We start from the raw sequence: 11,732 nt of genomic DNA, 5'->3' as shown, positions 1-11,732 counted from the left end.
CGGACGCCTTTACCCGGCGTAGGTGCCGTCGCCGGTCTCCGGGGCGCCCTTGGGCAGCACCTTGACCTGCGGCGCCTTCGACGGGGCCTTCGTCGTGGTCTTCGGCGGCGCGGGTGGCCGCGTCGACGTGCCCGGCCGCGGCTTGGTGGTCGTCGTCGCTGTCGGCACTGCCGGGCCGGTGATCGTGAACGTCGCGGTCGCCGTGCCGTTGCCTGCCGGGCCGCCGCTGCCGGAGCAGGTGAAGGTGGCCTGGTAGCTGCCGGGTTTCGCCGCGGCCTTCCCGGTGCCGGTGTAGCCGTCCAGGACGCGCGTGAGCGTCACCGGGGCGGCGAGCCCGGGCGAGGTCACCGTGCTGGCGTTGCCCGCACAGTACGCGCTGAACTCGAGTGTCTGCCCCGGCGACACCGACGACGGCGACACGCTGAGCTTCGGCGGCGGCGCGGTGGCGCTGGCGGCCGGCGCGGCGAGCACCCCGGCCGCGAAGGCGAGCAGCCCGGCGCCGGCGAGAATCTTCTTGTGCTGCATGGTTTCCTCCCAGAATCGTCACCGCAGTGCGGCGTAGACGATGATGTTGTCGCGGTAGCTGCGCGCGGCCCGGTCGAAGCTGCCGCCGCAGGTGATCAGCCGCAGCTCGGGCCCGGCGGTGTCGCCGTAGACCGCTTCGGTGGGGAACTCGTCCTTGTCGATCTGCTCCACGCGGGTCACCGCGAACGTGACGGTGGAACCGTCCTTTCGCGACACCACCACCTCGTCCCCCGGCACGAGTTCCTTGAGGCGGTGGAAGATCCCCGGCCTGCCGCCGCCGTCCACGTGCCCGAGGACCACCGCGGGCCCCGGCTCCCCCGGCGACGGCCCGAGCCGGTACCACCCGGCCTGCATCGGCTGGGTCACCGGCGGCACCTCGATCGTCTCGTCGGCGTTGAGGCCCAGCGGGACGAGCGTCGAGCGAGCGCCGATCCGCGGGACGTCGAGTGCTTCCGGTTCCACCGGCGCCACGACCTCCGGCTCCGGTGCGGGCTGCACCGGCTGCACGGGCGCGGGCTGCGCGGCGCACCCGCCCAGCAGGAGCAGGGTGAAGGCGAGCAGGAACCGCACGGCGACCATGCCGCTAACTCGCTCCCCGGCCCGGTACGGTTGCCGCCGAAACCGAACCGTGATGTCCGGGGGACTTCCGTCCACCTCGGACTTCCGATCACGCCTCGGCGTGCGTCCCGTTCGCCACGTCGAGCACCACCAGCGCGGACTGCGCGTCCACGACGTCGCGCGCCGAGCGCAGGTCCAGACCGCTCAGCGCCTCGATGCGGCGCAGCCGCTGGCTGACGGTGTTGGGGTGCACGGTGAGCGCCGCGGCGGTGGCCTGCCGGTCCAGCCCGGCGGCGAGGTGCACCCGCAGCGTCTCCAGCAGGGCGGTGCCGTGGTCGCGGTCGTAGGCGACCAGCCCGCCCAGAGTGCGGTCGGCGTACTCGCACAGCGGGGCCGGGTCGCCGAGCTGGAGCAGCAACCCGGCCACGCCGAGCCGGTCCAGTGTGATCGTGGCGCCCGACTGCCCGGCGTGGGCGGCGACGGCGAGTGCTCCGCGGGCGACCCGGTAGGCCTCGGCGTGGTTGACGGCAGGCGCGGACACCGCGACGGTGGCGTCGTCGACCCCGCGCGCGGTGAGCAGCGCCCGGCGGAAGCCGTCGACGGACTCGCCGTCGGGCCACAAGGCCACCACGTCCCCGCGGTACAGCGCCACCAGCGGGCGCGGCCGGACACCGGCGGCGAGCCGGGTCGCCTCGGCCACCGCCCGCTGGGTCGCGCCCGGCGGCGCCGGTTTCCCGCCCGCCACCACCTGGGCGACGAGCGCGCGGTGCGGGCGCGTCAGGTCGTGGCCCAGCAGCCCGGCGCGGTCCCGCACCGACGGGGCCGACGGGTCGGCCCCGGCCAGCAGGTCGGCGAGCAGCTCGCCACGCAGGTTCTGCTCCACCTCCAGCGCGGTCCGCTGCCGCAGCAGTTCCAGCGACAGCACCACCGACGCGTGCTCCAGCGCCCGGCGGTCCAGCGGCGCGAGCGGCCCGCCGGGCAGCCACACCCGGGCGGCGACCTCGCCGGTGAGCACGACGTCGGCCACGACGTGCGCACCGCTCTCCCGCACCAGCTCCGCACGCGGTGACCACGGCCCGGCGTCACCGGCCTCCACCGGGCCGCCCGCGGCGGCGAGCTCCTCGCCCCGCGAGTCGCGGACGAGCACCGGCCTGCCGAGCAGGTCGTGCAGCGCGGCCGCGATCCCGGCGACCCCGCCCGCCTGCACCGCGACGCGCAGCAGCCGTTCGTGGATCCGCTCCGACCGCGTCACCAGGTCGTGCTGGCGGCGCAGGTCGTCCAGCACCCGCGCCGAGGTGATCGCGATGGCGGCGTGCTCGGCGAGCAGCTGGAGCCGGCCGACCTCTTCGGCGCCGAACTCGTGCACGGTGGAGCGGTAGCTGTTGAGCGTGCCGATCACGCCGGAGGCCGTCACGAGCGGGACCGACAGCATCGACAGGTAACCCTGCTCGCGGGCGACACCGCCCCAGACGAAGTCCGGCTCCCGTGAGATGTCCGAGACCGCGCACGGACGGCCGGACAGGAACGCCTGGCTGGACGGCGCCCCGACGTCGGCGGTGGCCTCGATGCGCACCGGCCGGTCGGAGTTGACGCGGGCGACGTAGGCCTCGGTCAGCCCGCTCCACCCGGCGATCACCAGGTTCGCGCGCGCGGCGTCCGGCACCAGGACACCGCAGAAGTCGAGCCCGAGCAGCTCCCGCGCGGTCGCCGCGACCAGGTCGAGCACCTCCCGCAGCCCCTGACCGGCGTTCACCGCCGCGGTCAGGGCGCCGATCGCGCCCAGCCACTCGCGCAGCTCGGAAACCTCATCCACCCCGGAAGTGTCAGCGGGAACACTCCACAAGTCAACTCTGTGTCGCCGCAGACATCGCCCGGCGCGGTGCCGTCGATCAGACTCGGGAAGCGCTCCACCCACGACCGAAAGGGCCCGGGATGTCGACGACGACCACCTCCCCCACCACCGCCGAGACCGGACACGCGCGGCCGATCCTCGATCCGGCCACCGGCCGGTTGCTCGACACGGTGCCGGACAGCACCCTCGACGAGGTCGACGCCGCCGTCGCCCGCGCCCGGGCGGCGTTCCTCGGCGGGCCGTGGCCGTCGCTGACCCGCACCGAGCGCGGACGGCTGCTGCTGCGCGTCGCGGACGTCGTCGAAGGCGCCGCCGAGTCGCTGTACCGGCTGGAGACCCGCAACAACGGCCGCCCGGTGACCGAGACCCGCGCGCAGCTGTCCCGGGTGCCGGAGTGGTTCCGCTACAACGCCGGGCTGCTGGCCGCCCAGCGCGACGCCGTGCTGCCCTCCGACGGCCCGTACCTGACCTACCAGCGGCGCGCGCCGCTCGGCGTGTGCGGCATCATCACGCCCTTCAACCACCCGCTGCTCATCCTCGCCCGCAGCCTGTCCGCCGCGCTGGCGACGGGGAACACGGTCGTGGTCAAGCCCTCCGAGATCACGCCACTGTCCACTGTGGCGCTGGCCGATCTGGTGCGCGAGGCCGGTGTCCCGGACGGCGTGGTGAACGTGGTGACCGGCGGCCGGGAGGTCGGCGAGCGCCTCACCGGCCACCCGGACATCGCCAAGATCACCCTCACCGGCGGCACCGAGGCCGGCCGGGCCGCCGCGGTCGCCACCGCGAAGCGGTTCGCCCGCGTCACCGCCGAACTGGGCGGCAAGACCCCGATCGTCGTGTTCGACGACATCGACCCCGAGGCGGCCGCGGAGGGCGCGGCGTTCGCCGCCTTCGTCGCGGCCGGGCAGTCCTGTGTGGCCGGTTCCCGGTTCCTGGTGCAGCGCGGGAACTACGAGCGGTTTGTGGCCGCGCTGGCCCGCCGCGCGGACGCGATCCGGATCGGCGACCCGTCCGACCCGCGCACCCAGCTCGGCCCGCTGGTCAGCGCCGCGCAGCGGGACAAGGTGCTGAACCTGATCGGCGCCGGGATCGCCGAAGGCGCCCGGCTCGCCGCGGGCGGCGGGGCGCCCGACCTGCCCGCGCCGCTCGACGGCGGGTTCTTCCTGCGGCCCACCGTGCTCGCCGACGCCACCAGCGAGATGCGGGTCGCGCGGGAGGAGATCTTCGGCCCGGTCGCCGTCGTCGTCCCGTTCGACGACGAAGCCGACGCGATCGCCAAGGCCAACGACAACCGCTTCGGCCTCGGCGCCGGGGTCTGGACCCGCGACCTGGCCCGCGGCCACCGCGTCGCGGACCGGATCGCGGCGGGCATGGTCTGGATCAACGACCACCACCGCCTCGAACCGTCGCTGCCCTGGGGCGGCATCAAGGAATCCGGCACCGGGCGGGACGCCGGATCCGAGTCCTTCGACGACTTCACCTGGATCAAGACCGTCGTCGCCCGCACCGCCGCCGACGACGTCGACTGGTACGGCGCCGACAGCCCCGGCCGCCTCAACTGACCCCACGGCAAAGGAGCCGTTCCATGACCGAATCCGCGCCGGCGTGGCGCACCGAGATCACCCGCACCCAGTGGCTGGTCCTGCTGGGCACGACGATGGGCTGGGCCCTCGACGGGTTCGCGGGCAGCCTGTACTCCCTGATCCTCGGCCCGGCGATGACCGAACTGCTGCCGCACAGCGGGATCGCGCCGGCCACCGGCAGCATCGGGCTCTACGGCGGCATCACCGTCGCGTTGTTCCTGTTCGGCTGGGGCACCGGCGGGATCCTGTTCGGCATCCTCGCCGACTACTTCGGCCGCGTCCGCGTGCTGTCCGCGGGCATCGTGACCTACGCGGTGTTCACCGCGCTGGCCGCGTTCGCCGACACCTGGTGGCAGCTGGGCGTCCTGCGGTTCATCGCCGGCCTCGGGTCCGGGGTGGAGGCGCCGGTCGGCGCCGCGCTCGTCGCCGAGGTCTGGCGCAACCGCTACCGGGCGCGGGCCTGCGGCGTGATGATGTCCGGCTACGCGTTCGGCTTCTTCCTCGCCTCGCTGGCCTACGCGGTGCTCGGCGGCCACGGCTGGCGGCTGATGATGGGCATCGCCGTGCTGCCCGCGCTGCTGGTGTACTTCATCCGCCGTCACGTGCCGGAGCCGCCGGAGATCAAGGGCTCCATCGCCGCCCGCCGGGAGCGCCGCGCCCGCGGCCACCGCACCGAGCAGGACCGGTTCGTGCTGCGCCGCCTGCTGTCCCGGCCGCTGCTCAAGCACACCCTGGTCGGCACCGCGCTGGCCACCGGGTCGCTGGTCGCCTTCTGGAGCGTGTCCACCTGGTACCCGCAGGTGATTCGCCAGGCGGCGACCGCGGCCCAGCTGGCGCCGGCGGTGGCCAACGAACGCGTCGCGCTGGCCTCGATGCTGTTCAACGCCGGCGGCGTGCTCGGCTACGCCACCTGGGGTTTCCTGGCCGACGCGATCGGCCGCCGGAAGGCGTTCGCGACCAGTTTCGCGGTCTCGGCGGTCAGTGTCGGGTTCCTGTTCCCGTTCTCGCCCGGCTGGGGCGTGTTCCTCGCCGTCATCCCGGTCGCGGGCTTCGGCCTCTACGGCGCGCTGTCCGGGATCCTCGTCTACGGCCCGGAGCTGTTCCCGCCGAGCGTCCGCGCCACCGGGATGGCGCTCTACAACGGCATCGGGCGCTACCTCACCGCGGCCGGGCCGCTGGTGGCCGGTGTGGTGGCCGCGTCCTGGTTCGGCGGCGACCTCGGCCTGGCGACCACGTGCGTCGTCGCGGTCGGGATGCTCGGCGCCATCGGGCTGTTCTTCGCGCCGGAGACCCGCGGCGCGCCCCTGCCCGCCGATCCGGTCCAGCCCGGCCCGGTTCCCGCTTCGGAGGAGATCCACTGATGAGTGCCTACGCAGGCGCCCGCGCCGCCGTGATCGGCGGGTCGATCGGCGGGCTCACCACCGCGCTGCTGCTGCGCGACCTCGGGTTCGAGGTCGAGGTGTACGAGCGCACCCCGACGCCGCTGGACGGCCGGGGCGGCGGGATCGTGCTGCAGCCGGACACCGTGCGCTGGTTCGCCGAGCGCAGCGCGCAGAACCCGGAAGCGCTGTCCACCGCGACCGAGTACGTGCAGTACCTCGACCGCGGCAACGGTGTCGTGCACCGCGCCCGCCGCCGCTGGACCTACACGTCCTGGGGCACCTTCTACCGGGCGCTGCTCGCCGACTTCGGCAGCGAGCACTACCACCTCGGCCAGTTCGCCTGCGGTGTCGCGCAGGACGAGGACCGCGTGACCGTCCGGTTCGTGTCCGGGCACCGCGCCGAGGCCGATCTGGTCGTGTTCGCCGACGGCATCACCTCGATCGGCCGGTCCCTGCTCGACCCCGGCGCGCAGCTGGAGTACTCCGGCTACGTCGGCTGGCGCGGCACTGTGCCCGAACACGAACTCACCCCGGGGACGCGGGAACTGCTCGGCAACGCGATCTCCTACAGCGTGGTCCCGCACTCGCACATCACGGTGTACCCGATCCCCGGCGAGACCGGCCCGTCGGAGCGGCTGATGAACTACGTCTGGTACCGCAACGTGCCGGCCGGCAGTGAGCTGGCGGAGATGCTCATCGACAAGCGCGGTTTCACCGGCACCGTGTCCATCCACCCGGGACAGGTTCAGGACCGCTACGTCGACGAGATGCGGGAAACGGCCGCGGAACTGCTCGCGCCCGCCGCCGCCGAGGTGGTCACCCGCACCGCGCAGCCCTACATCCAGGTCGTGTCGGACGTGCGCGCCTCGCGGATGGCGCAGGGCCGGATCGCGTTGATCGGCGACGCCGCGGCCGCCGCCCGCCCGCACGCCGCCGCCGGCACCGCGAAGGCCGCCGCCGACGCCTGGGCGCTGGCCGGCGCGCTGACCGACGCCGACGGCGACGTCCCCGCCGCCCTGCGCAAGTGGGAGCCGGCACAGCTGGAGCTGAGCGCCCGGCTGCTCGACCGCGTCAAGGCGATGGGCGCGCGCTCCCAGTTCCACAACACCTGGACGCCCGGGGACCCGGACCTGCGATTCGGCCTCTACGGGCCCGGCCACTGAAACGAGGAGAAGACCATGTCCGACACCAGTTTCCTGTCCGACCTGCCGCTGGCGGGCACCCTCGTCGCGAGTGGTTTCGACGGCTGGAGCCCGCAGCTGCGCGCCGAGTTCGAGGCCCACGCCCACGACGGCGAGGTCGGCTCGCGCCTGCTGAGCGAGAACGAGCGCGTCCGGGTCTGGGAGATCCGCCTGGCGCCCGGTGAGCGCTGGCACGCCCACCGGCACGTGCTGGACTACTTCTGGACCGCGGTCAACGCCGGCCGCAGCCGCCAGCACACCAGCGACGGCACCACCCGTGAGGTGTCCTATGTGGCCGGTGAGACGCGGCACTTCGCGTTCGGCCCCGGCGAGTACCTGTTGCACGACATCGAGAACATCGGCGACAGCGAGCTGGTGTTCACCACGGTCGAGCACCTGGACAGCGCCAACGCGCCGCTGCCGCTGGGAGAGCGGCGGTGATCGGGCCGATCGCGGACGGGCCGGTCGACGTCCACGCGCACTGGCTGCCCGCCGAGCTGTTCGGCCTCCCGCCGGGCGCCCCGTACGGGCCGCTGCGCGACTCCGGCGGCGAGCTGCACCTCGGTGAGGTGCCGTTGTCCATCCCCACGCGGGCCATGAGCGACGTGCCGGCGATCCTCGCCGACACCGCCGCGGCCGGGCTCGGCGTGCGGGTGCTGTCGGCCCCGCCGTTCGCCTTCCCCGTCGCGGGTCCGGCGGCCGAGTACGTGGAGGCGTACAACACCGCGCTCGCCGAGGTCGTGGCGTCCGCTGGTGGTGCGCTCGCCGGGCTGGGCCTGGTCTCCCTGGACGGCGAGGCGGTGGCGACCGAGCAGCTGAAGCGGCTGGCGGCGCAGCCGGGAATCGCGGGGGTGGCGATCCCGCCGCTGCTCGGCGGCGAGTCGCTGGACCGCGGCGTGCTGCGGCACGTGCTCGGCGAGTCCGCCCGGCTCGGCCTGTCGGTGCTGGTGCACCCGATGCAGCTGCCGCGCCCGGAGTGGCAGGACCACTACCTGGCCAACCTGCTCGGCAACCCGGTCGAAACCGCCACGGCGGTCGGCGCGCTGCTGCTCGGCGGGGTGCTCGACCAGCTGCCGGACCTGCGGATCTGCTTCGTGCACGGCGGCGGGTGCACGCCCGGGGTGCTGGGCCGGTGGGACCACGGCTGGCGCACCCGGGCCGACGTCCGCCGCGACTCGTCGCGCCCGCCGGGCGAAGCGGTGCGGGCACTGTGGTTCGACACGGTCACCCACGACCCGGAGCTGCTGCGCCTGCTGACGGCGCGGGTGGGCGAGCACGCGGTCGTGTGCGGCAGCGACCACCCGTTCGACATGGCGCAGCCGGACCCGGTCGGGTTCGCCACCGCGGCCGGCCTGGACGTCGCGACCCTGGCCGCGAACGCGCGGGCGTTCCTCGGGGCGGGCTCGTGAGCAGGCTGTTCACCCCGCTGACGCTGCGGGAGCTGACGGTGCCGAACCGCGTGTGGCTGTCCCCGATGTGCCAGTACAGCGCCGGGGCGGACGGGGTGCCGGGCGACTGGCACCTGGTCCACCTCGGCGCCCGCGCGGCAGGCGGGTTCGGGATGCTGATCACCGAGTCCACCGCGGTGTCCCCGGAGGCGCGGATCAGCGCGCGGGACACCGGTCTGTGGTCGGACGCGCAGGTCGCGGGCTGGCGGCGGATCACCGGGTTCGCGCACGCGCAGGGCACGCCGATCGCGGTGCAGCTGGGCCACGCGGGGCGCAAGGCGTCGGCGTTCGCGCCCGGCGAGGGGCGCGGCACGGTGCCGGCGGGCGAGGGCGGCTGGACACCGCTCGCGCCGTCGCCGCTCGCCTACCGCGGCTTCGCTTCCCCGGTGGAGGCAACGGAATCCGACCTGGCCCGGATCGTGGCGGACTTCGCCGCCGCGGCCCGGCGAGCGGTCGACGCGGGGTTCGACGCGGTCGAGATCCACGCCGGCCACGGGTACCTGCTGCACCAGTTCCTGTCGCCGCGGGCGAACCAGCGCACCGACCGCTACGGCGGCGCGTTCGGCAACCGGGTGCGGCTGCTGCTGGAGGTGGTCGACGCGGTGCGCGCTGCGTGGCCCGCGGAGCGCCCCTTGCTGGTGCGGTTGTCGGCGACGGACTGGGTCGAGGGCGGCTGGACCGCCGCGGAGACCGCGGACCTGGCGCCGCTGCTGCACGACCGCGGGGTGGACCTGATCGACGTGACCACCGGCGGGCTCGACCCCGACCAGCGGATCCCGGTCGGGCCGGGGTACCAGGTCCCGTTCGCCGAGCAGGTCCGCGCCCGGACGGCGCTGCCGGTGGGCGCGGTCGGCCTGATCACCGAGCCGGAGCAGGCGGAGGCGATCCTGGCCGCGAAGTCCGCGGACGTGGTGCTGCTGGCGCGGGAGGCCCTGCGGAACCCGGCGTGGCCCCTGCACGCCGCGGAAACCCTGGACCCCGGCTCGGCGCGGGAGAAGTACCCGTGGCAGTACCTGCGCGCCGCACCCGCCGAGGGCGCGCCCGCCCGGCGGGACTGACCTGACCCCAGCCCCGCGCGAACCTCACGCGGGGCTGGGGGCGGCGGCCGCCGCCCCGGGTCAGCCGATCGCGCCGGCGGTCAGCCCACGCGCTCGACACCGCCGCGAGCCCCTGGCCCCCGCCGATGCGAGGTTCGTCTCCAGGACGCGCGGCTGCCTGCGCCTCAGGTCAGCCGACCGAGCCGGTGTCAGCCGATCCGCTCGAACACCGCCGCCAGGCCCTGGCCGCCGCCGATGCACATCGTCTCCAGGCCGTACCGCGCCTCGCGGCGGACCATCTCCCGCGCGAGCGTCGCCAGGATCCGCGCGCCCGTCGCCCCCACCGGGTGGCCCAGCGACACCCCGGATCCGTTGACGTTGAACCGCTCGTCGGTGTCGCTCAGCCCGAGCGTGCGGGTGCAGGCCAGCACCTGCGCGGCGAAGGCCTCGTTCAGCTCGATCAGGTCCAGGTCGTCCAGCGACAGCCCGGCCTTCGCCAGCGCCGCGCGGGTCGCGGGCACCGGGCCGATGCCCATCGTCTCGGCGGGCACCCCGGCGCGCGCGAACGACACCAGCCGCACCAGCGGGCGCAGGCCGAGCTTCTCCGCGGTCTCCCGGCTGGTGACCAGACACGCCGCGGCCGCGTCGTTCTGCCCGCTCGCGTTGCCCGCGGTGACCGTGGCCTCCGGGTCGGTGCGGATCATCACCGGCTTCAGCTTCGCCAGGCCCTCCGCGGTGGTGTCCGGGCGCGGGTGCTCGTCGGCGTCGACCACCGTCTCGCCCTTCCGCGACTTCACGGTGACCGGGACGATCTCGTCCTTGAACAGCCCGCCCTTGATCGCCCGCGCCGCCCGCTGCTGGGACCGCAGGGCGAGCGCGTCCTGGTCCTCGCGGGAGATGCCGTGCTCGCGGCGCAGGTTCTCGGCGGTCTCGATCATCCCGCCGGGGATCGGGTGGTGCACGCCGCCCGCGGTGGCGCGGCCGCGCGCCAGCGAGTCGTGCAGCTGCAGGCCGGCGCCCTTGATGCCCCAGCGGCCCTCGTGCGTGTAGTACGGCGCGGCGCTCATCACCTCGGCGCCACCCGCCAGCACGACGTCGCTGAACCCGGCGCGGATCTGCATGGCGGCGTCGAGCACGGCCTGCAGGCCGGAACCGCAGCGGCGGTCGATCTGGATGCCGGTCACCGTGTCCGGCAGGCCGGCGTCGAGCGCGGCCACCCGCCCGATCGCGGGCGCCTCGGACGTCGGGTAGGCGTGCCCCAGGATGACCTCGTCGACGCGCTCCGGGTCCACGCCGGTGCGCTCCACGACGGCGGACAGCACGTGCGCGGCGAGCGCGGCGGGCGTCTGGCCGGCCAGCGCGCCGCCGAACCGGCCGATCGGCGTCCGCAGCGGCTCGCAGATGACGACATCGACGGACATCCGTTGTCCTTTCACGGCTGGGCAGGGCTACGTCCGACGATCGCACCCCGGGACCATGAAGTCCAATATCCGATTCCGGCTCCGCTGAGACGACGAGCGTCTCACCGGGGTGGCCGCAGCGCCGGGAACCAGATGTCGCTGAGCACCTCGGCCGCCTCGTCCGCCGTGGAGGTGATCGTCCCCTGCACCGCCCACCGGGTGAAGAACCGCTCCAGCTGGCTGACCAGCAGCTCGATCCGCAGGTGCGCCTCGGCCCGCCGCTCCGGGCCCCACCGTGCCAGGTACCGCGGCATCGCGGCGGGCAGCTCGTCGACCGCGCGCTTGGCGATGGCCCGGAACTCCGGTTCGAGCGCGACCGCCTCGTCCCACGCGGGCAGGATCGCCTGGTTCTCCTCGAACCACGCGACCGCGCGCCGCATCCAGCCGGTGAACCCCTCGCGCGAACCGGTGGCGAGCACCTCGTCCAGCTCCGCGTACACCGCGACCGCGCGCTGCGCCATCGTCTCCGCGCCGATCTTCTGCAGCACCGCGGGCTTGCCGGAGAAGTGCAGGTAGAACGTCGCGCGGCTGCAGCCGACCGCGGAGACGATGTCGTCGATCGTCACCGCCGCGTAGCCGCGCTCCACGAACAGCGCCTTGGCGTGCTCCAGCAGGTCGCGCCGGGTCTGCTGCTTCTGCCGCTCCCGCAGGCTCATGACGGTCAGCCTACTTACTGGACACACCGTCAGCGAACGTGCCAGAGTGG

11 protein-coding genes are annotated in these 11,732 nt (G+C 74.5%); 6 read left to right on the top strand and 5 right to left on the bottom strand.

Annotated features, from left to right (window positions below; translation table 11 throughout):
- Positions 1–9: 9 nt before the first annotated feature.
- From L2C96_RS01055 to L2C96_RS01045, 3 genes are all read right to left on the bottom strand, one after another.
- Entirely contained in the window at positions 10–525 is a 516-nt protein-coding gene (locus L2C96_RS01055) for a hypothetical protein (RefSeq protein WP_237334740.1), read from the bottom strand.
- An 18-nt stretch (positions 526–543) separates the two neighbouring features.
- The gene (locus L2C96_RS01050) at positions 544–1,104 is read right to left on the bottom strand and encodes a class F sortase (RefSeq protein WP_237334739.1); all 561 of its coding nucleotides are present in this window, start codon (positions 1,102–1,104) and stop codon (positions 544–546) included.
- 88 nt (positions 1,105–1,192) lie between these two features.
- Positions 1,193–2,896 carry a helix-turn-helix domain-containing protein gene (locus L2C96_RS01045; RefSeq protein ID WP_237334738.1) on the bottom strand — a complete coding sequence of 568 codons (1,704 nt, stop codon included), beginning with the start codon at positions 2,894–2,896 and terminating at the stop codon, positions 1,193–1,195.
- Between the two features lie 119 nt (positions 2,897–3,015).
- On the opposite strand from L2C96_RS01045, the gene L2C96_RS01040 reads away from it, so the two are divergent.
- The 6 genes from L2C96_RS01040 to L2C96_RS01015 are packed head-to-tail and all read left to right on the top strand — an operon-like array spanning position 3,016 to position 9,587.
- A complete protein-coding gene (locus tag L2C96_RS01040; protein ID WP_237334737.1) occupies positions 3,016–4,497 on the top strand; it encodes an aldehyde dehydrogenase family protein in 1,482 nt (493 codons plus the stop codon).
- 23 nt (positions 4,498–4,520) lie between these two features.
- Positions 4,521–5,879: an MFS transporter gene (locus L2C96_RS01035; RefSeq protein WP_237334736.1), complete on the top strand. Its 1,359-nt coding sequence runs from the start codon at positions 4,521–4,523 to the stop codon at positions 5,877–5,879.
- Positions 5,879–7,063: an FAD binding domain-containing protein gene (locus L2C96_RS01030; protein ID WP_237334735.1), complete on the top strand. Its 1,185-nt coding sequence runs from the start codon at positions 5,879–5,881 to the stop codon at positions 7,061–7,063. Before L2C96_RS01035 ends, L2C96_RS01030 begins: the two co-directional genes overlap by 1 nt.
- A gap of 15 nt (positions 7,064–7,078) precedes the next feature.
- Positions 7,079–7,522 (top strand): cupin domain-containing protein, encoded by a 444-nt coding sequence (locus L2C96_RS01025; RefSeq protein WP_237334734.1) that lies wholly within the window; start codon positions 7,079–7,081, stop codon positions 7,520–7,522.
- On the top strand, positions 7,519–8,490 hold the full coding sequence (locus L2C96_RS01020; RefSeq protein WP_237334733.1) for an amidohydrolase family protein: 972 nt from the start codon (positions 7,519–7,521) through the stop codon (positions 8,488–8,490). The genes L2C96_RS01025 and L2C96_RS01020 overlap by 4 nt, the downstream gene beginning before the upstream one ends.
- Positions 8,487–9,587: an NADH:flavin oxidoreductase/NADH oxidase gene (locus tag L2C96_RS01015; protein ID WP_237334732.1), complete on the top strand. Its 1,101-nt coding sequence runs from the start codon at positions 8,487–8,489 to the stop codon at positions 9,585–9,587. The genes L2C96_RS01020 and L2C96_RS01015 overlap by 4 nt, the downstream gene beginning before the upstream one ends.
- Positions 9,588–9,775: 188 nt before the next feature.
- On the opposite strand, the gene L2C96_RS01010 is transcribed toward L2C96_RS01015, so the two are convergent.
- Entirely contained in the window at positions 9,776–10,987 is a 1,212-nt protein-coding gene (locus L2C96_RS01010; RefSeq protein WP_237334731.1) for an acetyl-CoA C-acetyltransferase, read from the bottom strand.
- Positions 10,988–11,088: 101 nt separating this feature from the next.
- The gene (locus tag L2C96_RS01005) at positions 11,089–11,682 is read right to left on the bottom strand and encodes a TetR/AcrR family transcriptional regulator (protein ID WP_237334730.1); all 594 of its coding nucleotides are present in this window, start codon (positions 11,680–11,682) and stop codon (positions 11,089–11,091) included.
- Positions 11,683–11,732 lie beyond the last annotated feature (50 nt).

This window comes from Amycolatopsis tucumanensis, from assembly GCF_021654135.1.
Taxonomy (GTDB): Bacteria; Actinomycetota; Actinomycetes; order Mycobacteriales; family Pseudonocardiaceae; genus Amycolatopsis_E; species Amycolatopsis_E tucumanensis.
The sequence above is the reverse complement of the archived record's forward strand: the minus strand, read 5'-3'. Positions and strand labels throughout refer to the sequence as shown.